Annotated in this window: 34 protein-coding genes and 1 pseudogene; 1 reads left to right on the forward strand and 34 read right to left on the reverse strand. The window is 42.9% G+C overall.

The window, feature by feature from the left end:
• Nucleotides 1–112: 112 nt before the first annotated feature.
• The 33 genes and pseudogenes from ACX9NY_RS15410 to ACX9NY_RS15570 all read right to left on the reverse strand — a co-directional run bounded on the left by ACX9NY_RS15410 (nt 113) and on the right by ACX9NY_RS15570 (nt 20,753).
• Nucleotides 113–445 (reverse strand): HIT domain-containing protein, encoded by a 333-nt coding sequence (locus ACX9NY_RS15410; RefSeq protein ID WP_472473575.1) that lies wholly within the window; start codon nt 443–445, stop codon nt 113–115.
• Between the two features lie 39 nt (nt 446–484).
• On the reverse strand, nt 485–1,075 hold the full coding sequence (locus ACX9NY_RS15415) for an HD domain-containing protein (protein ID WP_472473577.1): 591 nt from the start codon (nt 1,073–1,075) through the stop codon (nt 485–487).
• Between the two features lie 24 nt (nt 1,076–1,099).
• Nucleotides 1,100–1,993 carry a PhzF family phenazine biosynthesis isomerase gene (locus tag ACX9NY_RS15420; RefSeq protein ID WP_472473579.1) on the reverse strand — a complete coding sequence of 298 codons (894 nt, stop codon included), beginning with the start codon at nt 1,991–1,993 and terminating at the stop codon, nt 1,100–1,102.
• Nucleotides 1,986–2,651: a Type 1 glutamine amidotransferase-like domain-containing protein gene (locus tag ACX9NY_RS15425; RefSeq protein WP_472473581.1), complete on the reverse strand. Its 666-nt coding sequence runs from the start codon at nt 2,649–2,651 to the stop codon at nt 1,986–1,988. Before ACX9NY_RS15425 ends, ACX9NY_RS15420 begins: the two co-directional genes overlap by 8 nt.
• Nucleotides 2,652–2,671: 20 nt before the next feature.
• The gene (locus ACX9NY_RS15430) at nt 2,672–3,214 is read right to left on the reverse strand and encodes a GNAT family N-acetyltransferase (protein ID WP_472473583.1); all 543 of its coding nucleotides are present in this window, start codon (nt 3,212–3,214) and stop codon (nt 2,672–2,674) included.
• A 41-nt stretch (nt 3,215–3,255) separates the two neighbouring features.
• A complete protein-coding gene (locus tag ACX9NY_RS15435; protein ID WP_472473585.1) occupies nt 3,256–3,630 on the reverse strand; it encodes a hypothetical protein in 375 nt (124 codons plus the stop codon).
• A gap of 16 nt (nt 3,631–3,646) precedes the next feature.
• Nucleotides 3,647–4,171 carry a GNAT family N-acetyltransferase gene (locus tag ACX9NY_RS15440; RefSeq protein WP_339240656.1) on the reverse strand — a complete coding sequence of 175 codons (525 nt, stop codon included), beginning with the start codon at nt 4,169–4,171 and terminating at the stop codon, nt 3,647–3,649.
• Between the two features lie 21 nt (nt 4,172–4,192).
• Complete coding sequence (locus tag ACX9NY_RS15445) at nt 4,193–4,759, reverse strand: phosphoglycerate mutase family protein (protein ID WP_472473587.1); 567 nt, start codon at nt 4,757–4,759, stop codon at nt 4,193–4,195.
• A 53-nt stretch (nt 4,760–4,812) separates the two neighbouring features.
• A complete protein-coding gene (locus ACX9NY_RS15450) occupies nt 4,813–4,998 on the reverse strand; it encodes a hypothetical protein (RefSeq protein ID WP_472473589.1) in 186 nt (61 codons plus the stop codon).
• 15 nt (nt 4,999–5,013) lie between these two features.
• A pseudogene (locus tag ACX9NY_RS15455) lies at nt 5,014–5,172 on the reverse strand (YcxB family protein); the annotation flags it as partial.
• Between the two features lie 198 nt (nt 5,173–5,370).
• On the reverse strand, nt 5,371–5,622 hold the full coding sequence (locus ACX9NY_RS15460; protein ID WP_472473591.1) for a DUF7660 family protein: 252 nt from the start codon (nt 5,620–5,622) through the stop codon (nt 5,371–5,373).
• Nucleotides 5,623–5,664: 42 nt separating this feature from the next.
• Nucleotides 5,665–6,507, reverse strand: a complete 843-nt coding sequence (locus tag ACX9NY_RS15465) for an adenylyl-sulfate kinase (protein WP_472473593.1) — start codon at nt 6,505–6,507, stop codon at nt 5,665–5,667.
• A 372-nt stretch (nt 6,508–6,879) separates the two neighbouring features.
• Nucleotides 6,880–7,227 (reverse strand): hypothetical protein, encoded by a 348-nt coding sequence (locus tag ACX9NY_RS15470; RefSeq protein WP_342572317.1) that lies wholly within the window; start codon nt 7,225–7,227, stop codon nt 6,880–6,882.
• Between the two features lie 124 nt (nt 7,228–7,351).
• Nucleotides 7,352–7,750 carry a hypothetical protein gene (locus tag ACX9NY_RS15475; RefSeq protein WP_472473595.1) on the reverse strand — a complete coding sequence of 133 codons (399 nt, stop codon included), beginning with the start codon at nt 7,748–7,750 and terminating at the stop codon, nt 7,352–7,354.
• A 15-nt stretch (nt 7,751–7,765) separates the two neighbouring features.
• Nucleotides 7,766–8,176 (reverse strand): hypothetical protein, encoded by a 411-nt coding sequence (locus ACX9NY_RS15480; RefSeq protein WP_472473597.1) that lies wholly within the window; start codon nt 8,174–8,176, stop codon nt 7,766–7,768.
• A complete protein-coding gene (locus ACX9NY_RS15485) occupies nt 8,173–8,619 on the reverse strand; it encodes a LytTR family DNA-binding domain-containing protein (protein ID WP_472473599.1) in 447 nt (148 codons plus the stop codon). The genes ACX9NY_RS15480 and ACX9NY_RS15485 overlap by 4 nt, the downstream gene beginning before the upstream one ends.
• Nucleotides 8,620–8,828: 209 nt before the next feature.
• A complete protein-coding gene (locus tag ACX9NY_RS15490; protein ID WP_472473601.1) occupies nt 8,829–9,329 on the reverse strand; it encodes a hypothetical protein in 501 nt (166 codons plus the stop codon).
• Between the two features lie 25 nt (nt 9,330–9,354).
• Complete coding sequence (locus ACX9NY_RS15495) at nt 9,355–9,858, reverse strand: DUF4188 domain-containing protein (RefSeq protein WP_472473603.1); 504 nt, start codon at nt 9,856–9,858, stop codon at nt 9,355–9,357.
• Nucleotide 9,859: 1 nt separating this feature from the next.
• Nucleotides 9,860–10,261 (reverse strand): hypothetical protein, encoded by a 402-nt coding sequence (locus tag ACX9NY_RS15500; protein WP_472473605.1) that lies wholly within the window; start codon nt 10,259–10,261, stop codon nt 9,860–9,862.
• A gap of 55 nt (nt 10,262–10,316) precedes the next feature.
• A complete protein-coding gene (locus ACX9NY_RS15505) occupies nt 10,317–10,655 on the reverse strand; it encodes a hypothetical protein (protein ID WP_472473607.1) in 339 nt (112 codons plus the stop codon).
• Complete coding sequence (locus ACX9NY_RS15510; protein WP_472473609.1) at nt 10,642–11,283, reverse strand: hypothetical protein; 642 nt, start codon at nt 11,281–11,283, stop codon at nt 10,642–10,644. The genes ACX9NY_RS15505 and ACX9NY_RS15510 overlap by 14 nt, the downstream gene beginning before the upstream one ends.
• 43 nt (nt 11,284–11,326) lie before the next feature.
• A complete protein-coding gene (locus tag ACX9NY_RS15515) occupies nt 11,327–11,791 on the reverse strand; it encodes an NUDIX domain-containing protein (RefSeq protein ID WP_472473611.1) in 465 nt (154 codons plus the stop codon).
• Nucleotides 11,792–11,962: 171 nt separating this feature from the next.
• Complete coding sequence (locus ACX9NY_RS15520; RefSeq protein ID WP_472473613.1) at nt 11,963–12,373, reverse strand: hypothetical protein; 411 nt, start codon at nt 12,371–12,373, stop codon at nt 11,963–11,965.
• Between the two features lie 28 nt (nt 12,374–12,401).
• Complete coding sequence (locus ACX9NY_RS15525) at nt 12,402–12,920, reverse strand: GNAT family N-acetyltransferase (RefSeq protein WP_472473615.1); 519 nt, start codon at nt 12,918–12,920, stop codon at nt 12,402–12,404.
• A 259-nt stretch (nt 12,921–13,179) separates the two neighbouring features.
• Nucleotides 13,180–13,668: a cysteine hydrolase family protein gene (locus ACX9NY_RS15530; RefSeq protein WP_472473617.1), complete on the reverse strand. Its 489-nt coding sequence runs from the start codon at nt 13,666–13,668 to the stop codon at nt 13,180–13,182.
• Nucleotides 13,669–13,741: 73 nt separating this feature from the next.
• Nucleotides 13,742–14,452, reverse strand: coding sequence for an AAA family ATPase (locus ACX9NY_RS15535; protein WP_342572306.1), 711 nt, complete (start codon nt 14,450–14,452; stop codon nt 13,742–13,744).
• A 148-nt stretch (nt 14,453–14,600) separates the two neighbouring features.
• Entirely contained in the window at nt 14,601–15,614 is a 1,014-nt protein-coding gene (locus ACX9NY_RS15540) for a GtrA family protein (RefSeq protein ID WP_472473619.1), read from the reverse strand.
• Nucleotides 15,611–16,624, reverse strand: coding sequence for a phosphodiester glycosidase family protein (locus ACX9NY_RS15545; protein WP_339259825.1), 1,014 nt, complete (start codon nt 16,622–16,624; stop codon nt 15,611–15,613). Before ACX9NY_RS15545 ends, ACX9NY_RS15540 begins: the two co-directional genes overlap by 4 nt.
• Nucleotides 16,625–16,921: 297 nt before the next feature.
• The gene (locus ACX9NY_RS15550; protein ID WP_472473621.1) at nt 16,922–17,878 is read right to left on the reverse strand and encodes a radical SAM protein; all 957 of its coding nucleotides are present in this window, start codon (nt 17,876–17,878) and stop codon (nt 16,922–16,924) included.
• Between the two features lie 199 nt (nt 17,879–18,077).
• The gene (locus ACX9NY_RS15555) at nt 18,078–18,650 is read right to left on the reverse strand and encodes a GNAT family N-acetyltransferase (RefSeq protein WP_472473623.1); all 573 of its coding nucleotides are present in this window, start codon (nt 18,648–18,650) and stop codon (nt 18,078–18,080) included.
• Between the two features lie 78 nt (nt 18,651–18,728).
• On the reverse strand, nt 18,729–19,385 hold the full coding sequence (locus ACX9NY_RS15560) for a pyridoxine/pyridoxamine 5'-phosphate oxidase (RefSeq protein ID WP_472473625.1): 657 nt from the start codon (nt 19,383–19,385) through the stop codon (nt 18,729–18,731).
• Nucleotides 19,386–19,489: 104 nt separating this feature from the next.
• Entirely contained in the window at nt 19,490–20,104 is a 615-nt protein-coding gene (locus ACX9NY_RS15565) for a histidine phosphatase family protein (RefSeq protein WP_472473627.1), read from the reverse strand.
• Between the two features lie 142 nt (nt 20,105–20,246).
• Complete coding sequence (locus ACX9NY_RS15570) at nt 20,247–20,753, reverse strand: DUF2569 domain-containing protein (protein WP_472473629.1); 507 nt, start codon at nt 20,751–20,753, stop codon at nt 20,247–20,249.
• A gap of 333 nt (nt 20,754–21,086) precedes the next feature.
• Between ACX9NY_RS15570 and ACX9NY_RS15575 the strand changes: the two genes are divergently transcribed.
• On the forward strand, nt 21,087–22,034 hold the full coding sequence (locus ACX9NY_RS15575; RefSeq protein WP_472473631.1) for a hypothetical protein: 948 nt from the start codon (nt 21,087–21,089) through the stop codon (nt 22,032–22,034).
• A gap of 19 nt (nt 22,035–22,053) precedes the next feature.
• Here ACX9NY_RS15575 and ACX9NY_RS15580 read toward each other — a convergent pair whose 3' ends face one another.
• Nucleotides 22,054–22,347 carry an RNA polymerase alpha subunit C-terminal domain-containing protein gene (locus tag ACX9NY_RS15580; protein WP_472473633.1) on the reverse strand — a complete coding sequence of 98 codons (294 nt, stop codon included), beginning with the start codon at nt 22,345–22,347 and terminating at the stop codon, nt 22,054–22,056.
• Nucleotides 22,348–22,361: the final 14 nt, after the last annotated feature.

Genomic DNA, 22,361 nt, shown 5'->3' on the forward strand with positions numbered 1-22,361 from the left:
ACTTTTATGGTGGATGTAAAGGTTATTCGGGGTGCTTATTGATTCAAAACAAAAAAAATCCTCCACGTCCCTTTATGAAAGGTGGAAGATTTATAAACCGGTCTACCGTTTCCTAAGTTCGTTCACCACTGACTATATGCCAATGCTGATGCTTCGAGTCTTGATAACTGCCCAAGTTAGTTACAATCTTCGATGAGCCTGTCTGAGCTAACATGTCAGCAGCTACCTTTTTAATGACTTGCATCATTTCTAAGAGTAACTCATTATTATTCTCTTCCTCTTCTAAAATGAAGGACTGAATATGCATCTTGGGAATCACAACAATGTGATGCTTGTAGTAGGGCCGAGTGTGATGATAAGCCATAACGTTATTGGTTTCCATGACAACTTTAACTTGCGTTTTACCACTCAGCACCTCATCACAATAAAAGTCCTGCGTCATCATACTCCCCCTTCTTCAAAGTGCGTACGTTAGAGCGTAAACTTATGATTTGGTCAAGATTCCCTGATCCACGGATTTCTGAATAAGCTGCTGCGCATACTCCCACAATGTCTCGGAACCGTTCGCAATCTCACGGTTTCTGTTTAACACCTGTTCACTTGTAATGTTATATTTCTGCCATGTATCTCCCTCATTCTGATGGTTGTGGATAATAGGCTGCAATCGATCGAGAGATGAGGCAAATTGTGCTTCAGACGTCTGTTTTGCTTCAAACTCTAACCATAAGTGGAGTAGTTCTTCAGCCTGTTCCTTAGGCAACATTCCAAACAGTCGATGAGCCGCTTTGAGTTCACGATCATATTTATCCGTATTCCCCACCGTATCGTAGGCAAAAGTATCGCCGGCATCGATCTCAACCAGATCATGAACGAGAAGCATCTTAATGACTTTGAGCATATCCACATCCGTGTTGGCATGACTCTGTAAAACCAAAGCCATCATTGCCAGATGCCAAGAATGCTCTGCATCATTTTCAAGTCTCTCACCATGCATAATTCTCGTCTTTCGTTCAATCGTTTTGAGTTTATCAATCTCAATGAGAAATTGAATCTGATCCTGTAATGATTCGCTCATAGCACATCCTCCTTTATGTATAGATCAGGTATCCAATTCAACGTTCAGTTCACGCACAAAAACAGCTGTCCCCTTCATTCTGACATCCATATCCTCTCCATCCCGAATTACGCTCACTTGAACCTTTCCATCTCTTCCAATCTCATGCCCTTGCTCTACCACAAACTGTACCTCATCGATCTCCGGTTTCACATAGGTTAAATAATAAGCACCCATCACCCCGGAGGCTGTTCCAGTCACTGGATCTTCCGTCGTACCTGAGTAAGGTGAAGAGAAATGTCTGGCATGCATCATCGCATCGGAATCACGAGTTTCGAAACAAAAGGGATGTAAGGAAGCTTTGGGATTCTCAATTAAAATTTCTGGGAACAGGGAAGAATCCGGTTTCATTTTCATAAAAGAGTTCAAATCACGAATGGGGATTAACAACGTCCAGGTTCCCGTACTCCCATAAACGATTGGCATAGAATGATCCACTTCATCCAGAGTGAGGTTTATGGCGCTTACCAGCTTCTCAATATCCCCCTGGAACGGTATAAACTGCGGATGATCCTGTTTCATCTCCATGTAAATGATGTTGTCATTTCGCTCAAATCGAATAGGTAGTATGCCTACATTAGTTTCAATCGTGATTAACTCTCGGTCACCCAGCATACCACGCGTCTTTAATCCATACAGGGATGCCATTGTGGCATGTCCACACAGATTAATTTCATGACCCGGCGTAAAATAACGTAATCGGACGTCAGCTACTTCAGATTTCAACACAAATACCGTCTCATTAAAACCAACTTGATAAGCGATCTGCTGCATCTCCGCCTCACTGAAATGATCAGCATCAAAGACCACTCCTGCCGGGTTACCTTGACCAGGAACTGTGGAGAAAGCATCATAATGATAGACCTTAATATTACTCATCACTTGACCCACTTTCTCTGTAATCTACGAGACACACATTTCCATATAACTCTACTCTTTCACCATCAACTACAAGCCCGCCACCATCTTGGCATGCATATACAACTGTACGTTTAACACGGGTATACTCTCTTAATGAATCCAAGGCATCTTCCGAACCATCCCAGTGGAGTGCAAACTCAAAATCAACAAGACCCAGTGCTTTCATGTCTTTCAAATCTACATTGTTCTCATCTGCATCTTCCCCATACCCAGCGATCTCTATCGTAGGTGTCGTCAGAATACTGCCTGCGCTGACCCCAATCAGCATGCCGCCACTCTTGACATAGGAACGTAGCAAACCAAGCACATTTCTCTTCTGTAATAGACTTAGAAAATAAAACGTATTTCCGCCAGATAGATGTATCGCATCACACTCGAAAATAGAGCCAAATGTGTTCTCCTCGTACTGCAGATCAAGATCATAATATTGAATGTTGTCTATTCCTATTTGGTTATAGTAACGTCTAGTGTGCTCAAAATACCTTCGCTCCGCGTCGGAACATGATGGTATATAGCCGATGGAAGGCTGTTCACTGTGGAATAAGCTTCGTATTTTCTGATTCAATTTATCGTTAGATTCGAACACCAAATCACTTAGCAGAACCAACGTAGTCATCTGATTTCCTCCCGTATCTATTAGACTGGCTTAAACTCTCTATCCAAAATCGAGAAAAAATACTGGTCTGTCCACTGTTTGTTCCACCATAGTTCTTCCTGGAAGACGGCCTCCCGTGTCATACCCACATGCTGCATCAGTGCTGCTGAGCGGACGTTTTGTGAATTACACATGCCGACAACCTTATGAGCTTGTAACTCTTGAAATGCAAAATGTAGCAAAAGTCGGGTAGCTTCACTCCCGTATCCTCTACCTGCGTATTCCGAAAGTACAGCGAATCCAAGTTCCCAGCTTTTTCGGTGATCCACGTAACTCCACATCTGAACGATCCCAATGGGTGTATCCTCTGGATCATTCACGCGCCGTATAGCGAAATCATAAGCATACGGTTTCTCATCTGCGACAGCAAAATGGCTGCGGTATTTCTCACGGACCTTTTCCTCATCTGTTTCAACAGTTTCCTCGAAGCTCCATACGTTTGTGTCACATTCAAGTTGACCTATGAAGTTGAGGTCTTGTTCTGTAACTGTAGTTATTTTAATTTTCTGTCCCACGAATTCCATGTGAATTCATCTCCTTAGGATTATGCCACCATTCCCATAGACTACTGCATCAGCCCGTTAATATATCTTCTGTGGCTTGCAGATGCTTCTTGAACCCACAAGTCCAACTCAACTCTACTTACAAAAAATTGATCCTGAACCTTAATGAACGGGAACATTTTCCCATCAAAGAAACCTGATACGGTAAAGCTTCCTTGTTCCGCCTTAATAATACTCATCACCTGTTCTTCAGTCATACTCAGATACTCGGCAGTTTCTTGCATCGTCAATAATACTTTATCGTTTGGTACTACTTGCTCTACTGCCTGAGTGAGTTCACTATTTCTCTCATGAGTGGTTAAAATCATACAGCCAATGATAAAGCAGATACCCAAAATGGCACTAGCTAAAAGTATAGAGAACGGAACAGATTTCATTTAAATCCTCCCTTGCTCAAAAGGGGTCTATGTCAGACCCAACATATTTTTTCTGTAAAGTGTAATAGAAGAGATTGTCTACTAACTCAGTGGACTTCAGAAAGTTTAACTTTTCTAACAAGCTCTGCGATTGAATATTTGCCTGCTCCACAGTCGCTTCAATAAAATCAAGATTCATCTCGTTCCAGCCAATTTCGAACATTGCGGTTAAAGCTTCTTGCATCAACCTTTGTCCCCAATAGTCCGGGGATAAGTCAAAGCCAATCTCTGCCTTCGACGGTGAATCCGTATTCCAACAGTGAAACCCCGCTGTACCTATGAATTCGCCATCTAATTTATGGAATAGACCATATCTGCAACCTGAATCTTCAATGTGAAATTGTATGATTTCTTCTGCTTCCTTTACATCGCGGCAAGGCTGAATATCCATAAATCGAGTTACATCCGGTTTAGCAAAATGTTCATACACATCCTGCCGGTCTGCTAAGGTTAATTCTCTGAGGTACAGACGTTCAGTCTCTACATTAGGAAAATGTATCATGACATGATCTCCTTTAAATCGTTAAACGTTTCGGATTGTGTACTGTCCGGCCTCACCAAGAAAATCACTTTTCGTTAATCCTTTTTCTCCGAGTAACATCCTGTAATTCGTAATCGTGCCATCATGGGAAATGATAAACGTATTGCCGCTCTGTTGCCTGCACCACTCCAGAAGCTGTTCAGCTAATAGCTCGAATCGATGTGCATCCATCTGATTAATACTTTCTTCCCAACAATCCAGCCCCAGCTCAACCATTCTTATGCCAGGATACTTATGGCTGAGTTCTTCCTTGGAATAGATCTGATCGCAGATGAAAGGAACAAACTCCGGATTCTGAGGAAACATTCTTGGGCCAACCAACGGGCTGAACATAAGATTGCCGTTTAGTTCTAGCAGGCGCGCTGTTTCGATCGTACGTTTGGTTGGACTAACCAAAATGACGTCTTCAGGCGATAAATTCACTTGTTTACGTAACGCTATAACTTGACGTTTTCCCAATTCAGTGAGACCAGGATGCAGGTAATTTAATTGATTAGGATAATCTAACAAGTGTTCACCATGACCATGACGAATAAATGTAATGTCCATAAGCCCTCTATTCCTCAAGCTTCTCAACCAATTATTTTTGTTTTCTTAGATACTCATCTTGCTGACCATCCATCGGACACTCCATCTATAAATCCCATGATGAATGAAAAAATAAGGAGTCCGAGCAATAAAATCAAACTGGCTATACCCCATTTAAGTAAAAGTTTCCTTTTGCTTTTTGCACCAATCCCTAACAATAAAGCTGTTACAACTATCAATGCTACTTCCAACAAGAGCATGAAAATAAACCTCCGTTATGTATTATGCTGAGCAGTTTTCATATATGTTCTGACCTGTTCTGCAAACCGAACTGCTTCCGCCTCCGTTTCAAAAGATCGTTTCGGAATCACATGTGCACTTGCCTTATTAATGAAAATAAAGAAATATTGTTTTGTCTCATTGAAGCTTTCAAAACCTTTCCACTTCTATGAAAAATCAAGTTGTCTAAATATGATGGCAATAGCCACAGGCAGCACACATACAGCGATCAGCACACCTTTCTCTTACAGTTTAAACATCGCAAATTTGTTCATTTGCCAGTAATCTTCTTCTGTCAGATGAATATGCATCATGTTACTAACTTCCTCCACTCGTTGCAATCTAGTCTGATATTACTCATAAATCTTGCCCATATACAGGATCTGAGCGCATCTCTTCCATGGGTTATCCGGCTTCTCGTAATGGCTTAATCCATCTATCGACGCTTGTCCCCACTCCGCTGCCGCTTCCAAAAATGACGCTATTGAATCATTCTGCCATTCATCTGCATGACCTTCCCGATCCTTACTTAATTGTTGTAGGAAAACCATAAAGGTCACTTCATCTTCGACTTCATTTACAAGCTCAAATAACGTTTTTTTCATGTTGTTTTGTTCACCTGCTCTCGATTTCTTAGCTTCGTAAGGTTACTCCAGAATTTTTTCCAGTTTGCGCCTACAAACCTCCAGGTCGTAATCCGAGTTATCCAGCCATACCTTATCCATCTGAAGTAAGTCATAGATTTCGGACTCCAGCTTCTTTCTTTCCTGTAAAACTTGTACCGTACCCTGAACACCCTGATAACCTTGCGCTTCCCCCAAACCCTGATTCGTATAATAGTTAATAAAACCTTCTGACCATTCCTTCGGTCTTTCACGAACTGCCTTATCAAAGGTAAAGGATATATCTTTCTGGTCGATATAAATGAGAAGCGGATTCAGAGCATGAATGATACGACCCAAATCCAATACATACTGCATATTCTGCTCTTTGGTTTGATTGCATTTTACGAGACCCATGGTAAGTGGATTCTGGATAAAACAGCACTCAAATATCGTGATGTAATCATCATTCGTGCTTAGCACGTTTTGGGCAAAATCTTGCCACTTCTCGGTGATCAGCTTCACATTTTGCTCAAAAGAAATTTCGTAAATATCTCGGCTGAAAATATCCTGTACAATGTGATCGGGGAGCTCTATTCCCCGTTGTTCTCTCATCTTACGATAAGGAATCAGGTATCCTTGATCATGGGCAGTCGCATGACTTTTCAAAATCTCTCTGTATTCTTCATGCGTTTTCAATAAGGACTCGAAGTCTCGAGCATCATAGTAAGCCACACCTTCATAATCAGCAGGGTGATCCAGGTTCCCTTCCTGAAATAGTTGTACCTCCTTGCCCTTTTCTATCAAAATTTCGGATACCATTTGGGCAACCGTTGACTTGCCTGAACCTGGTAAACCTTCAATCAGTATTAATCGCCTTGTCATCATTGCATCACCCTTTATGTTGTGTGAATGTGAAGATATAAATCTTCCATGTGTCAGACATTATGTTATTAATCAATATCTGCAATAACCCATTGTGCAGAATCGCCATCTTCTTTCTTTTTCCAAAACTCGTATAAATAACGCATGCGGGCATTCGTAAATTCCATAAGAAGACTTCCTATCAATGTAAAATTTTCTCTCAAGGTACATCATAACCCATAATGTGGGATTTGCGAACGAACGAAATTAGCCATTCCAACTTATAAGGCATCTCACGCCAAAAACACGCTTCTCTGCACAAGTTACATCATGCATAGAGCGTGGATATCAGCAGAACTTTTTCCTAACTTTTTTAACTGTCCATAGTGAATCTAACTATCGATTCCATAGCATGTTCATTATGCCGACCGCTTCAATCAGGATTTCTTTTTCTTCATGATCCGAGAAAAGATAACTATACGTTGAAAAGATTCCCATATGGCGTATATGTCCACCTTTGTAATGAAGTCTCTTTTCGTCACCGTCGATTGTTTGCGTAAACGTACTGCCTTCATTCACATTATACGAAGCATGGATGCCATGTTCACTTGAGAGCCAGGCAACAAAATCCTCTTCGTTTGGATTGGTCATGACTAGAATAACGAGCAGAACAACAAATACAACAATGCCTGTTCTTAGTCCTGTCTTCCTCTTACTACCATGTTGCGTGTATTCAGGCTTCATCTTGATCACCCATTTCTTGAACAGAAATCTCTACGCTCTTCGCCAAAACCCAACCACTCAATCATGTCATGCAAACTTGGCATCTCCCCCCCTCCTTCCGATATGTCCGTTAGCTCGTTTATCTTCAAACACCGTAATATCGTTTATAGTTCGAGACCCATTCCACTTTGGAGAAATCAACAAAATCATACGGCTCGCACTGTCTAAGGTACAGCAATTCCTTATGTGCCTGTTCCCCGTCCATCTTTTCCAGGTAAAACAATGTCTCTTCATACCCTGCACCACATAATAACTGCACATCAAGATAACTGCTCGTATCCTGATTCTTTTGTTTAGCCTGCCAGATCAGCGTGGTGTCCTCTACAGTTCCGATACAGAACAACATAATGCACAACAGTTTTAGAACTTCGTTATCCTCTAAGTTTCGATTCTCTATCTCTTGGTGTAGCAGCTGTCGGATGTCCTTCCGGTTAAGCTCATCTGGTTCCAATCCGTACAGCTGCAACAGTTCTTCCTCGTTCATACGTGCACTCCCTGCCTACTTGAGAATGTTATTTAACTCTTCCGCTTTTTTCCTGCTATCTATTCTAGCATAAAAATAAAAAGCGATGATGTGCAGCACGATAGATAATAACCACATGCCAGGGAACCAGGGAGCGATAAATTGGAACATATCTACCGAGAACAACCATACCATCGCCATACCTCCAGCAATATTGAATGTGGAAGAAATAACGATATTCCATACCGGTTTTAATGTAAAATGGTTCCATAGCAGGTTATACATCACTCCAAACAACACAGCTGCAATGAGAGCAATACCCGCTATGTTCCATAAATAGGACATCTGAATGGGTAGATCACCAAAGAATACGGTTGCCAAGAGTGTGATCCATAGCGTCATCATCGTGAATACTTGAAAAAAAGAATGTCTAAGTTGAGTCATCATGATAATTTCCCCCTAAAGTTTTTAATATAAAATCGACTGACAAAATAGCTGGAGCGATCGCTCAGGTCTACCTTAATTCGGGCATGGTCTGTTGCAGAGAATGCGGTGATGTATCGTGTATTGATGATCGTTTGATTATTAATTTTCACAAAATGAACGTCACCCAGATCCTCTTCTACAAATTTCAGACGTTTATTAAGCAAATACCTCTCCCCTGAGATCACCCGGACACAGCACATCCGATCCTCTGATTCAAAGGCAACCACCGAGCTCAATTGGATCTGCATATTGCGATTATTCTTGGCATGGATGACCGTTAATTGAGTTTCTGATTCGCAGATCGCCTTCTGAATACGATCCCAATTCGACTTCTCCTCCGGATGTGTAATGACCTTGGCTACTCTTTTTTCAACTGACGTGTCCTCTTCAAAAATGACTTTCATGTGTTGGCCCTCCTCTCACAACTCATATTACAAGCATAGTTACGACAATCCCACTGTATTGCGTTTTGTTGCAGGATTTTGCAAGTTTGTTGCATCGGCACTGCACAGATACCAAAAAGAACCACTCCATGGGAGCAGTTCTTCTATATACTCATCCGAAGCATTCAAGGCATGAGTTAGTCTTTTCATATAATGGTGCTAGGTTAGTGTTAATCGATCTCCAGATACATCTCCTGATTTTGCAGGATCATCTCGTTCATGTGTGTAATAGCTTCTTGTGCCACGGCTTGATAATTAGCATATAATGTTTCTGTTCTCTGAAGTAGGATCGGGTCCTTCTCCAGATCGGTTGGCAGCACCTCACGCCACACTTCATCCACCCAATTGTGTTCCGTAATCAGGCTTTCTATCTGATCCAGTACATTCACCATCTCATCTAAATGAAAAAACCGCATCCCATTTTTAATCCCATTCCAACTCTTGATCTGGGTGATGTTATACGCCGAAAACCAATAAAATTCTGCCAGACTCTTCGTGTGATTGTGATAGGAATAGAACAAAAATAAAGCTTGTTGCCCCTCATGTAACTGTCGGTATATCTCTGTTTTGGCGGCCATATCTCTGCCCCGCACGGAAACAAGCATCGGTTCAATACACAGCCAGCTTAATTGCTTGGAAAATATATCTTCTGGCCGAAGTCTAGCCTTCATAACATGCTCCTCTCTATTCACTAATTTAAGGATTCTCTGGTGTATCCACGGCCGGGTCATTCTCTCCGCCCATTCTGCGTCTGGATGTCTCCATCTTGCCTGTCGAAGGCACGTGTTCAGACGCTTTAGCTAATCCGAATTGGGGCATATTGACATATATGGTCTCGAAGGAACCCGACTGAGCTTTATATGTTTCATGATAAATCCCTACTGTTCCATCGGAACCAATGGAGCGGTTGAATCTTTTCCAGGCTTCCAAGTGCAGTCCGCCCCGTGCGTATTTCTCCAATTCATCGTAAGATCGCCAGTATTGAAGTAACGTCACCCCACGCCAGCTTATAAAATACTCTGTACTCAGAAATCCGGTCTCCGGATTCATATACAGCTCTTTAATCATCGGGCCCATAGACTGTAGAACAGGCAGCCATTTATGTATAGCCCACAGACGATTAATCCTCATTCCGATGATAAATACAACAAATTCTCCATCAATTTGAGCTGAATATCTTCCCTTATATATGTTCGGCACGTCACTTCTCCTTCTCGTCCAACATGTACCTGCGTTCAATAAACTTGATCTTACTAGCAATATTAAAAGCTTGGCTTGTCGTCACACCCTCTTTAATAATATGACCCGCACTATCAAATAATCGGACGTTAGTCCACATTAATTCTAATGACTTAGCACACTTATCCGCTTCTTTTCGATCTTCATATGACCATTTCACCCGATGCCTAATATGTTGAGGGACCCACTGTGATCTGAATTTCTTTAATTTTTTGTAGGAGATATACTTCTCGATTCTCTTTCCTCCCCTGGCCATACCATACACCAATGGACTTTCAGCCATACCATGACAATATAAAATGTACACCTTCGCACCCGTTCGGAGTTGATTGTCCTTAATAACATTGGCAATTACCGCATACATCTGATCTGACCCCCACTCTCTAAATCTAGTTGATCCTCATATCGTCTGCGAACGTTTATTGGTCCAGATTCTCTGCCATTAAAATTCTTACAATGCTGTTCGCGTTTTTGAATCTCATTTTGTTATTCTTCTGTTGGTAGTCCCACCCTTGTCTTATTGCATATTGAATAAGGTTGGATATCAGTCTGGGTTCATGGACAAATATATCCCATGTATCTTCCCAAGCAACATCGAACTCTACGAATGTGGATTTAAGCGAATTCGAATAAACCCGAATGACGATATCGTATGCTTGTTCATCCACAACGTACAGGAACAGTGTATCATTCACTACAATTTTGCGGAGTTGTTTCCTGTATACCTTCAGGTATATCCCTCCCTTACTTACACACACTGCTGCGTAACTCCTTATAAACATCCCATTTCGTATACAATTGTTTTAACGCTAATCCTGTTGTATATATGAACTCTTGCATAGCTTCCATGGATAAAATATTTAAGTCACCCAAGTGTTCGTTGTCAGGGTTAGCTAAAAACTCAAGTTTCTCTCCCCTATACTGATACACCTCAGCTTCCAGCAATCCGCCTAAATCATATGCTTTTCCCACGTTCAGCTCACTTAACCAATCGCTGGCCTTGTCCCAATTCCGTAAAATCAGAAATTCAAGCTTCGTGACATCCTTCGTATACACGTTTCTTCCATTGGGGTGAACTTCATATGCAGGATATATATCGAATGTCCATACGCGGTCCGTATAGATATGGGCGATGTAACCGCACAGATATTGCATGAATTTGGGATCACTATAAGCTAACTTCTTGTTGGACTCAAAAAAAGCTTTAAGTTCTTCATCTGTTGCAAACCTTCCCGCCTCTGGCATGAGGTGGGTTTTTGCCTTTTCGGTACGAAGATTAGTTCTTACATGGATGGAATCAGGAGCTAGGCTTCCCAATAACAATTCATAGGGTGGCTTGGATATCAATTCCGATGCAATTGCAAAATGGACCATAGGCCAAGGCAATGTAAAAGCTCCTTTCTCTATCTGAACTATTCTATTATCGCGATCACTCGCGAAGCAATTTAGTCTCTCCTTGCTTCAAGTCTACAAATATAGGCTTCTGCACATTGTTAATTGTGGCAATATCAATCTCATCAAGATATCTGAAAACAAGCTGTAATGATTCCTTTTGTTCATCTTCAAATAAAAGAGTCATCTGGTCATCACAGAGTTTTCCTTCCAACTCCGCAATAACGTCAAATAAAAACATTACAAACACTACTTCATTTCCATCCGGATACGCATAGTGCATTCTCTCGCCCGTGTAGATGGAGGCCAATTTATAAGAACTCACGTCAAGCCCTGTTTCCTCTTTCACTTCTCTAATCATGGTTTCTTCGATTCGTTCACCTGGCTCCATACCACCACCAGGTAATCCCCAATCTCCATAATCAGATCTCTTTTGCAGCAGAACCCTTCCCATACGATCTCGAATAATAGCTCCACCGGTAACAACAATACGACTAGTCATGCCTCTGCCCCTCTCTGTTGAGTTACTTCTGGCTGCCCCCTTAAACAATCACTTCCGTAGACTCCTCTTAATTCATCATAACCCATGTATTGGTAAATGGAAATTGAAAAAGATCCTATCCACCTCTCAACGCAGGAGAAGCAAATCGGACCTTAAAAAAATACATTACTTTCAAAAAACCTTTCGTTTACTCAGAAACTCTGCCCCTCCCTCACGATACATCTCTATCCATTCATTGGTCACATGATCATGCCTCAGTATTCCCATATAATCTGTTCCAGGTTTCTTTGGTCTATAATCGGAATCAATCGTGTAGATATTGAAATGTACCTCATCTTCGTCATCTGACACATCTGTATGTTCAAAAAGTGAAATCACTTCATCTTTACCGAGAAACCTAAATGGAGATTCCTGACGCTCTATAATATAAAAAGGATATGTGATGTTCTCTACCTCAACAAATTCCTGGTATCCCTTAAGCTCATCAGGTATCAGATCCATGTACTGTCTAGCTACATCTTCTGCCTGAAATACACCTGAAACCCACTTCCAATTCCCCTTGGTTGCTATGATAATAAACATTCTAATCACCTTCTAATTCATATAGGATCTATCTCTTTCCATGCACAAAAGTCTGGGACAAAATCCGGTGGCTACCAGCGATGTTGTCAATCTCAATGTTATATTCAGACTCGGTATATTCGATCTGATGTTGCTCGTAATATTTTTTCCAGAATGAAACTGCTGCCGCATTGTTAGCGAATTGTTCCACTTTGAATGTACCCTCAAATTGAGCAAAAACCAAGTCAACTGCTTGTGCCGCCAGCCCCCGCCCGCGATATTTTTTGACCAAGAACAGCTCCTGCACAGTATAATCCACTTCTTCCGACACATATGGAGGTGAGCACACCAGTACCAATCCAATAACCTTCTCTTCATACTGAATCAAAAACGGATGTAATTCATCGCGTTCCAGATATAAATAGGTGTTCGTTGGATCATATTTCCCCTCTTCTAGTAGATCTTCGCCAGAATATTCTGACAGATCATATAAGTACAAGTTGAACAGGTTGAGAAACAATTCCTTTTGTTCTGCCAAAATACGCGTAATTTGCACATTCATCTTCATTCCACATCTCCCTTAGTTAATCAGTTGGTTCGTGACCCATACAGGACACTTTCCCGATATCCACAAAGAGCTTGCTGCGTCCTGTTCTCAATATATCGTTTCAACCCTAGCAGATATAGGCAAAGTTTGGTTTAAACCATAGAGTAACCATACATTCACGGTCGACATGCACATATGTAAAAAAAAGACTCCCTACAGAGTCCCATTATCAATCTTATCTTTATTTTCCACCAATTATCCTCTGGCATGTAGCCAACCCTTAATGGATTAGATAATCAACCACAGGATATGAGATCACATTGCGGTCCCTGTACGTTGAGATCACCGCTTCGTGATGTGTGCTTAGAATTCCATTTTGCAACATCACCGGCCGGAAACCTCGCTCCATCGCTCCGTTATAGGTGAATAGAACACATTCCTCTGCGGCAAAGCCGGCGATGATCACTAGTTCAATGCCATGACTCTTCAACACCTGCTCCAGATCAGTCTGCCAGAAGGCATTGGATGCTTCCTTCGTAATCGTGATATCCTTCTCATTCACATCCACCTCGGGAATAATGCGATACTCATCTGGCGCTGCCTCTTCCATCCCTTCCACATCCTGTACGTGAATGACCACATGATTATTCGTGCGCAGCACACCTGCAACATGATTAATGTACTCGCATGCATGGTCTATCGAAGTCTGGTCCATCTTTTTCCGCACAATACTCTCTTGCATATCAATAATCAGCAAACCTACTTTCATCTAATCTCTCCTCAACAATAAATTTAATGTCGCATGATTCAATATCTTCCCTTGTTTACACGGATAACTTAACTTAATCCTTGAATAGTTCATTCAGCATCCGGTCGCGGTTCTCCAGGAAACTGCGGGTAATCTGATAGTGGTCGGTATCCTCATAGGCTACCTCTTGAATATGGCTATCGTCAAAGCTTAAAATCTCTGCCCCCGGATACCCCAGCAAAATGGGTGAGTGCGTCGCAATAATGAATTGCGAAGTGCCTGACAGATCATGAAGGATACGCAATAAAGAGAGCTGCCTAGCAGGAGATAAAGCGGCTTCGGGCTCATCAAGCAGATAGATGCCTTTGGAACTGAAGCGATTGACGAACAGACTGAGAAAAGACTCCCCGTGCGATTGTTCATGCAATGAACGCCCGCCATAATATTGAAGCGATGCCGGCATCTCATCGACATGTGATGCGAATTGATAGAACGATTCAGAGCGCATGAAGAAACCATTCGTTATTTTGGGCAACCATGCCAGCCTGAGATAATTCCCGAGCGAGGATTCCGAAGCATGTGTCTCATAGGTATTATTCCTGCCGCCCCCTGCGGTATTGAATCCACATTGATGAGCGATGCCCTCTAGCAGCGTAGATTTCCCTGAACCATTTTCACCTACAAAAAAAGTAATGTTATTCGTGAGCTCCAAACGTTCCAACGAACGTATCGCGGGGATGTCAAAAGGATATTGGTTCCGATTCTCAATCTTGGCCGACATGAGTTCTACACTTCGAAGATACATAATTGTCCTCCCCTCTGTGTTCTATTTCAATCTAACACTCAGATTCATTCCCTTTCCATCGTACCCTATAACGGGGTGCATATGAAACCGTATCAACCAAAAAAAGAGCAAGCCTTAGGCATACTCTTTCTTCAGGGTTAATTCAGTGTTAATAGACAAATCTGCGCTGTGCCCAATAGCTGAATACAAAGATGGACACCTCAGTTAACAGCTTGGCTGCGAGCAGCGGAATAATCAGCTTTTCATTATAAAAATACAGTAAACCGTAGTTTAATAACAGCACCAGTAGGACAAGTGAGAAGTATTTGGGCAAAGACTGCCGAACCTTCGAGGTTCGTCCAGCTGAAAATACGTACTTCCGATTCATCGTGTAGTTGAAGAGTGAGCTGCATAGTCTCGCTGCAACAACCGACAGAAACAGATTATGCGTGAAATACTGAATAACGAATAGTAATGCAAAATCAATTAGAGCAGACAGCAACGAAGATGTGCTGAACATCAGGATGGGCCTATAGATTCGGAACGAATCGACCAGCGGGCGGAAATGAGAGGATTCATTGTGATCCAGATACACCGTATCAATAAACTCCTCCGTAATCTCGTACCCTTCCTTGTGTGCACTTAACAGCATGTTCATCTCGTATTCAAACCGTTCCCCGGGGATCTGGTTCAGCCAGTCCAGCATGGCGTAGGGAAAACCGCGCAGACCCGTCTGTGTGTCATATACTTTGGTACCTGTCGTGAGGGAAAAGACCGCTCGTGTAACGGTGTTGCCAAAACGGCTCCGTGCTGGAATCTTACCACTGAAGCGACGGCTGCCGAGTACAATTCCGGGTGTCGTTTGTGCCAGCAGCACTTCGAAGATACGCTTAATATCATGTGGCAGATGCTGTCCGTCACTGTCCGCGCACACTACACCACCCTGAGGCCCATACTCCTTAATATACTGAAAGCCTGTCTTCAACGCCCTACCCTTCCCCAGATTGACGGGATGTGTCAGGATCGTACAGCCATAGGCTTCTGCCGTCTCGAAAATCCCACGGTAACCCGGGCCACTGCCATCATCCACAATCACAATAGGTCCAAGCTTAAATGTCTGTAACTGCAGAACGAGATTCAGCAAACGCACATCGGGTTCATAGGATGGAATTAATATCGTCATGATCCTTGTCCCTCCGTCAGATATAGAATGTCACTTACGCCACGTTCCTGGTTGCGCCCCAGTGGATTATTGACGACTCTGCCCATAAAATACATCGTGGATGAACCGCCGCCGTCCAGATTGTAGGCTTCGGTTGCTCCAAGGCCTTTCATGACATCGGCCAGTTCTGCCAAGGTCATGCCACGACTGTCGTCCTGCCGCCCGTCCACCACTACGAAGACGTAATGATTCGGAGCAATCATGCCGATTGCTGTTCTTGGATTCGCATCCTGGATGGAGCGGTTGCCGAAGTTGTTGTCAATTTTTACACTGCTAAAATCACTGACAATCTCGCCATCCTGAATCAGAATGGGTCCAAAGGATAATGTATTGGTGGCACCTTCGCTCAGCAGTTCCGAGGAAGAAATCTCGTTCTCGTTATATGTTTTCATCGTTCCGTCGTTGAACAGGGCCAGTGCATCCCGTGTTGGGCTGTCCCGGTACAATGTTCCATTTCGAATAATGACACCATCATCACGGAATCCATAATAATCACCATTAATGGCAAAGATCGCATTGTTGGCTGCGGCAATCTCTGACGTATTCTCGGTAATGTTCGTTCCAAAACTGTTATCCGCCAGTGCTGTTCTCAGGCTGCTTGCATCCGTTAGCTGAACATCAGCGACATAATACGTAATTTGATCCGAGCCAGATCCTGACTGTACCTTATCAATATGGACCTCCATATCATCGCTCGAATAATTCCAATCATCTGACGTTGCATTCACTTTAGTTGCGGTGGTCGGAGTACTGGTGGAATCATTCGTGTTGCCCGTTGCTGCCGTTGCTGTGTTCTCATCCGCTACAACCACCTGCACATGCCGGATCAGGTAACGGTCAGCCAAGCTGTACAGGATTCCACCTACTGCGAGCACAAGGACAAGTGTGATGATGAGCCATCTTCGCTTTCTAGGGGAGATCGGTCTTTTATGGGGGTCTTTCCGGGTTGGTTTCTGATAGATCTTCATCATGTCAAGCTCACCTCTTCATCTAAGTTCTTAAGGCCATATTAGGCCGGGGAGCTTAAATGAATCTGAAACTAAATAACTTGAACTAAAGAATATTCACACTGACACTACGATGACAGAGCAACCATCCAATCGCTGTTATTGTGTAAATGAATAGTTCAATAAAATAAGGTGATCCGTTTTCCCAATGAGGAAAGCAGATCACCTTGATTTTTAATCTATATAACCTTAAATGTCGCTGTTATTGTATAGATGTTTCGTTCAGCTTACAGATCAAAACATCTTCGTCAGAGCTTCCTGTTATACGTATGGAAATAGAGCATCATATGCGGGACAAGGCCGCTTTTTCAGGAATTCCGTTAACGCTGGTGGCTGCTGGGCATAGATATCCTTCAACGACGTTCCTTTATAGATGTTGCCAATGACGACAGGATGACATAACTCACAGATGAGAATATCTCCGTTGCCGTGCAAGTGAAGTTGTTTCGTGCCATCCACGCAATTAGAGAAATACACGCCCGGTTGCTCCCGCAAATTCAACTGTTCCGCAAACCGGTCCATACAGGTGAAATAGAGCGTTGTATCTGGCTTTTTATGCTCAATCAGCTCCGTTACAGATCGAACAAGAGACTCTCTGGATACAATCTGACTCCAGTCGGTATGTGGCATCTTAATGCTGTTCTGGATCTCATGGATGCGCACACCCAGATCATATACCTTATCGCTAATGGCCTGCATGTTCGCTTGATTACCTTCAAACAGTAATGTTTCCAGTACCGTCTCCAGACCGGCTTCCGTGCACAAACGGATATTCTGCTCCAGTCTCTCATACATGCGAGGATGCACACTGTAGTACGCAGCATAGGCCTCTGCATCCGTATAATTGAACGAGATATGGATATTGGTTAAGCCTGCATCACGCAATGCAAGAATCCGTTCTTCTGTCAGCAGACTGGCATTACTGTTCAATTGTGTATCGATGCCATGTGCCGCACAGTACGTCACAATCTCCAGGCAATCATGGTATTTCAAAGTAACTTCTCCCCCGGACAATCGCACGCGCTTGAGACGAGGAAGCTCACTAATAATACGGATAACTTCCTGACTACCGATGCACGCTCCATCATCCCGATTGTAGGCGCAGCAGTAGTCGCATTTATAATTGCAGTTCGATGTCACTCCCACCTCAAGCCCTTCCAGCTCATACACTCCGGGGGTCTGCAGTTCGAGTGATTTATATCTGTTTTTGACTGTCAATTCGTTGTACCTCCTGGTTCCTTCATTCAATCCACATTTGGATAACTTGAAGAGTATAGCGGATGGCATCAGGTTCACGATATGACATTATGTACGTTGGTTGTTAAAAAAATAAAAACCCATTTCCTTAACGATCAGGAACGGGCCAACACTTGTCATATGATTATTGAATTAAACAATATAGCATCTTTATTATATGTCAATATTTAGTATAGAAATCTTCTTTTACAATGGCATACATCTTCAGATCCTGAAGTTCATTTTTTACCTTCATGTATTTCCTCAGCACACCTTCAAATTGCATGCCTGCCTTCTCCATGACTTTCGCGGAGCCCGTGTTTTTCACTAAACATTGAGCCTGGATTCGTTCCAATCCCACTTCGTCAAATCCAAATTGGATGATTCGTTTCACTACTTCGGTCATGTAGCCTTGATTCCAATATTGATCAGATAACACATATCCCAACTCGACTCTCCTGTTATCGCTATCACACCCTAGATAGTTACAACTCCCAATCAGTTTCTTGGTTTGTTTATCTTCAATGCCCCATGGGCCTATTAAATTCACATCATACCGGCTCATGACAAAATCCAAAAAAGCTCTGGTATCTTCTTTGCTCTGATGCGCGTCCCAAGTGGTGAACTCCGAGACAGCGGGTACAACACAATAACTATACATATCATCCAAATCATCATAGGTAAGCCGCCGGAGTATCGTCCTTTCGGTCTCCAACACCGGAAATGGTTCGAAGAAACTTTCAATCGTTTTCATAGATTCGCCTCCCTGAGATTGTTAAGAAAAGAAATCCATAACCGTTCGATCCGCGCTGCCTACTCATCTGTTATACAATCAGGGCCACAATCTGCGTGTCTTCCACTGCCCATCTTGCATCACATATTGGACTCGCACATGCTTGCGCTCTGAATCTCCCTGCCAGAACTCCACCTCTTGTGCATTCACAGCATATAGACGCCAATGAGATGTAACGACATCGGGGTCACGTTGGATACGTTCTTTCTGAGCTTCAATGGCATTATCCAGCACTTTCTCACTATTCAAAACCTCACTCTGATGCCCTGTCATTGCAACTGCTCGCGCTCCAGCTGAACGCTTGCGGAAATCATCAGCGCCCGCTTGATCTCCTTGATCCTCAGCAATTCCCTTTATCCGAATCTGTCTTCCCAGGGAAGGCCAGTAGAAGGTGAGAGCCACATGAGGGTTCTCCTTCAACTGCTGCCCTTTTCGGCTCTCCGAACTGGAGGCAAAATAGAACGTTTCGTCGATTACGTTTTTCAAAATTAACACCCGCGCATCAGGATAACCATCGTGATCCACGGTGGAGATCGTCATGGCATGAGGTTCTTTCACTTCGTTCTCAACCGCCAATCTCAACCACTCCAAAAATAGCTTCCCTGGCCGCTCCGGTAACTGCCCCATATCCCACGTTGGAAATGGTCCAGATAAAGACTTCAAATGTTGTAGCAGTTCAATGGGTTGATTACTCATGTCATCGCCTCCGTTTGCTATTTTATACCATTGTAATACATTGGGACCTATGAGTCTGTACATCCTGATTATGTCGACTGATCAGCTCTGGATCTAATAAACAACTACTCTAGATGACTTAATGCATTTGCACTACTAAGTTTCCAACCATGCCTTCCCTTTTCAACGGTATGTACACTGGTGTTACCCATGGGATAAAAGCTGGACTGATTGCTCCATTCCCGATTCTCAAGCAGATAATACAGGATGTTAATCGCTCCGCCGTGAGTAATTAACAGAACATTGGACTTGAGTGTATTCTCCTCTAAATCTCTGAAAAGATTCTCGAAAGCGGTGCTTATCCGGCTATAAAAGTCTCTTGGACTTTCTCCTCCCGGAAAAGGGGAATGCATCTCAAGGGTGTTGAAATACACTCCTGGATAATGCACTTCCGCATCTTTATGAAGCATACCTGCCAACTCTCCGTTATTCATCTCCCGCCAATCTTTCATGAAGATCGCCTGCATGTTTAATCTCTTCTCAATTTCTCGTGTAGTCTGTACTGCACGAGGCAGATCACTGCTCATGATGGTATGTATGTTGTACTCCTCAGCATGATGATGCAAATGCTCTCCCAATTTCCTGGATTGATTGATCCCCTGTTCCGTGAGTCCACGCTCACTCCATCCGCCTCGATAGCCTTCCTCATCCATCCCATGTCTTACCAGATAAATTTTCAAGCTCTCTCCTCCTTTTCAGATTCCACTGCACAGATTCCTTAACATACATACCTACTTTACGTTTATAGGTGCTTTCAATAGAATCAAATAAACCCGACCTCAGATAGCTTCTATCCAAGATCGGGCATTTCCTGCAACCCATTTATCTTACAAATGTATTATGAACTCGCTCTGATTTGATAAAGTAAGGAATCCAGATCGCACAAGTAAGTACCGACTTGCCAATATCTCTTAACGAGTTTCCATCCTCAAGTTCTCTCGCCATCGGAATCTGAAGCAACAATAAATAATCAATGACACTAACGGCTAGACTGACACTATAAAACATGATCATAAGACGAGGAAAGATCGATTTTTTACTATACAAAGCAATGATGGTATATATGCTAAACACTAAAAACAGTGCGTTATATACCGTTTCAAAAATAACGACCGGTCCCCATAGCGGGTGATAATATTCAGATTGCTCCGAAGTTAGCAACTCCCAAGTCTCTGTTGTAAGCATGGGCAAACAATACAGAACCAATTGGAGCGCCAGGAAAATCAACGTAAGAAATAATCCGATCTGGACGAGAATCAGCCAACCACCTAAACCCGATACGCCTAGTGGACGGTAGTCTGTCTTTTGCTCTTGAATATGTGGTTGCACTTCGTAACACTTCCTTATACATTTTAGTTTTTTAGTTTTTCAGAGATGAGTCTTCCACGTAATCGTACTCATACAAATCAAATCTACGGGTACTTCTTTCCCCTTACTACACGTGCGTTGTATGTATTCTCACACTCTTCTTATAGCTACCTCTCCATTCCTCCTCTTATATAGAATTTTACACAACTTCCTTATTGTACTACGTGTGTCAAGAAAGCCAAAGAAGACCTTCGCTATACTTCCGCCATGTTCAGTTTAGTACGTGTACGTCATAATCCTCTTATACAGATGCAGATGGTGACTCTGCATTTGACTACAAAGGAGGATATGGATATGTCCAATCCCAAAGTAAACCTTTTGCCTTTTGCCGATATTTCAAATTATGTCGAGGGCTTCGATATCGTTTCCACCCAGTGGGGCGGGGATGGCCTTGTCTATGTACTGTTGATGAATCAGATCCCCGAAAGAAAACAAGGTATGTTCGTCCAAAGTAAATTGGATCAAAGCTATACGTACAAAGTGCTTATTGTGACTGATCAAACTATTGAGGAAGTTGTCATCTGGGGACAGACGTTCAATTATCATTACGTACAACCATTACATGATCATCTGCTGCTCGTCGGAGCACGGTGTGCGAATTATGGGAATGAACAGGTTGATCTGAACGCCAAAGTGTGTGATTTAGACGGAAATACCATTCGCGAGTTTTTGTTGGGAGACGGGATCCAAAGTGTGCAGGTCACAGAAAAGGGAACGATCTGGACCAGTTACTTTGATGAAGGGGTATTTGGTAACTACGGTTGGAGCGATCCGATTGGATCATATGGTCTGCTGGCCTGGGATGAGCACGGGAATAAACGATATGAAAATCGTGAAGCTGACATTGCGGATTGTTACGCACTCAATGTGGTGAATGAGAAGCAGGTCTGGTTCTACTTCTATACCGATTTTGAACTCGGTTGTATCTCAGGGGGCACCTGTGAACCCAACGTTACATTCACGAATCCAAACATCTCCGGTTCCTCCGGCTTCAGTACGGATGGTTATCATTTCTTGTTCGATGCCGGGTACGGTAAACATGGGACGTTTGTGCTTAAGAAGATGGAGAAGCCCGGAAGATTCAGCAAGGGGCAGAAGATTGATTTATTAAATGAAAATGGTCGGCCCTTCAAGCAGGCAAGGCAGGATTTTCGCCAACATCGTCTGCTACTCAGTGAAGGTAACTTGTTGTATCGGGTAACGATGGAGGAGATTCTTTCAGCAGCTCCTGGTTTGGATTAGTGGAACAGCGTAAAGAGGGTTATTTCTTAAAAGACATTCCCTCTTCTTCCAAAGCGCTTCGCAGTTTAGGTATGGCAGATAGCCCGATTCCGTGCAGCTTCAGGATTTCTTTCTCCGTGTACTCCGCAACTTGCTGTAGTGTTGTAATCCCTTCATTCTCCAAGGCTCGTCTGGCGGGAGCAGACATCAAGGCTAGAAATCCATTTTTCGGTTTACGTTCAGCTTCGCACGTTGGACAGGTTGGGCAATCACTTTTTTTATAATACGAATGTCCTTGTTCGCATGTTCTGAGTGTTCCTTTATCGTTTGCCATATGGGCATCCCCTC

The organism is Paenibacillus sp. CB74, assembly GCF_055687625.1.

Excerpts from the sequence above, each read along its gene's own strand:
- ACX9NY_RS15410 (WP_472473575.1), bottom strand. The coding sequence starts at position 445 with ATGATGACGCAGGACTTTTATTGTGATGAGGTGCTGAGTGGTAAAACG.
- ACX9NY_RS15415 (WP_472473577.1), bottom strand. The coding sequence starts at position 1,075 with ATGAGCGAATCATTACAGGATCAGATTCAATTTCTCATTGAGATTGAT.
- ACX9NY_RS15420 (WP_472473579.1), bottom strand. The coding sequence starts at position 1,993 with ATGAGTAATATTAAGGTCTATCATTATGATGCTTTCTCCACAGTTCCT.
- ACX9NY_RS15425 (WP_472473581.1), bottom strand. The coding sequence starts at position 2,651 with ATGACTACGTTGGTTCTGCTAAGTGATTTGGTGTTCGAATCTAACGAT.
- ACX9NY_RS15430 (WP_472473583.1), bottom strand. The coding sequence starts at position 3,214 with ATGGAATTCGTGGGACAGAAAATTAAAATAACTACAGTTACAGAACAA.
- ACX9NY_RS15435 (WP_472473585.1), bottom strand. The coding sequence starts at position 3,630 with ATGAAATCTGTTCCGTTCTCTATACTTTTAGCTAGTGCCATTTTGGGT.
- ACX9NY_RS15440 (WP_339240656.1), bottom strand. The coding sequence starts at position 4,171 with ATGATACATTTTCCTAATGTAGAGACTGAACGTCTGTACCTCAGAGAA.
- ACX9NY_RS15445 (WP_472473587.1), bottom strand. The coding sequence starts at position 4,759 with ATGGACATTACATTTATTCGTCATGGTCATGGTGAACACTTGTTAGAT.
- ACX9NY_RS15450 (WP_472473589.1), bottom strand. The coding sequence starts at position 4,998 with ATGCTCTTGTTGGAAGTAGCATTGATAGTTGTAACAGCTTTATTGTTA.
- ACX9NY_RS15460 (WP_472473591.1), bottom strand. The coding sequence starts at position 5,622 with ATGAAAAAAACGTTATTTGAGCTTGTAAATGAAGTCGAAGATGAAGTG.
- ACX9NY_RS15465 (WP_472473593.1), bottom strand. The coding sequence starts at position 6,507 with ATGATGACAAGGCGATTAATACTGATTGAAGGTTTACCAGGTTCAGGC.
- ACX9NY_RS15470 (WP_342572317.1), bottom strand. The coding sequence starts at position 7,227 with ATGAAGCCTGAATACACGCAACATGGTAGTAAGAGGAAGACAGGACTA.
- ACX9NY_RS15475 (WP_472473595.1), bottom strand. The coding sequence starts at position 7,750 with ATGAACGAGGAAGAACTGTTGCAGCTGTACGGATTGGAACCAGATGAG.
- ACX9NY_RS15480 (WP_472473597.1), bottom strand. The coding sequence starts at position 8,176 with ATGATGACTCAACTTAGACATTCTTTTTTTCAAGTATTCACGATGATG.
- ACX9NY_RS15485 (WP_472473599.1), bottom strand. The coding sequence starts at position 8,619 with ATGAAAGTCATTTTTGAAGAGGACACGTCAGTTGAAAAAAGAGTAGCC.
- ACX9NY_RS15490 (WP_472473601.1), bottom strand. The coding sequence starts at position 9,329 with ATGAAGGCTAGACTTCGGCCAGAAGATATATTTTCCAAGCAATTAAGC.
- ACX9NY_RS15500 (WP_472473605.1), bottom strand. The coding sequence starts at position 10,261 with ATGTATGCGGTAATTGCCAATGTTATTAAGGACAATCAACTCCGAACG.
- ACX9NY_RS15515 (WP_472473611.1), bottom strand. The coding sequence starts at position 11,791 with ATGACTAGTCGTATTGTTGTTACCGGTGGAGCTATTATTCGAGATCGT.
- ACX9NY_RS15520 (WP_472473613.1), bottom strand. The coding sequence starts at position 12,373 with ATGTTTATTATCATAGCAACCAAGGGGAATTGGAAGTGGGTTTCAGGT.
- ACX9NY_RS15525 (WP_472473615.1), bottom strand. The coding sequence starts at position 12,920 with ATGAAGATGAATGTGCAAATTACGCGTATTTTGGCAGAACAAAAGGAA.
- ACX9NY_RS15530 (WP_472473617.1), bottom strand. The coding sequence starts at position 13,668 with ATGAAAGTAGGTTTGCTGATTATTGATATGCAAGAGAGTATTGTGCGG.
- ACX9NY_RS15535 (WP_342572306.1), bottom strand. The coding sequence starts at position 14,452 with ATGTATCTTCGAAGTGTAGAACTCATGTCGGCCAAGATTGAGAATCGG.
- ACX9NY_RS15540 (WP_472473619.1), bottom strand. The coding sequence starts at position 15,614 with ATGACGATATTAATTCCATCCTATGAACCCGATGTGCGTTTGCTGAAT.
- ACX9NY_RS15545 (WP_339259825.1), bottom strand. The coding sequence starts at position 16,624 with ATGATGAAGATCTATCAGAAACCAACCCGGAAAGACCCCCATAAAAGA.
- ACX9NY_RS15555 (WP_472473623.1), bottom strand. The coding sequence starts at position 18,650 with ATGAAAACGATTGAAAGTTTCTTCGAACCATTTCCGGTGTTGGAGACC.
- ACX9NY_RS15560 (WP_472473625.1), bottom strand. The coding sequence starts at position 19,385 with ATGAGTAATCAACCCATTGAACTGCTACAACATTTGAAGTCTTTATCT.
- ACX9NY_RS15575 (WP_472473631.1), top strand. The coding sequence starts at position 21,087 with ATGTCCAATCCCAAAGTAAACCTTTTGCCTTTTGCCGATATTTCAAAT.
- ACX9NY_RS15580 (WP_472473633.1), bottom strand. The coding sequence starts at position 22,347 with ATGGCAAACGATAAAGGAACACTCAGAACATGCGAACAAGGACATTCG.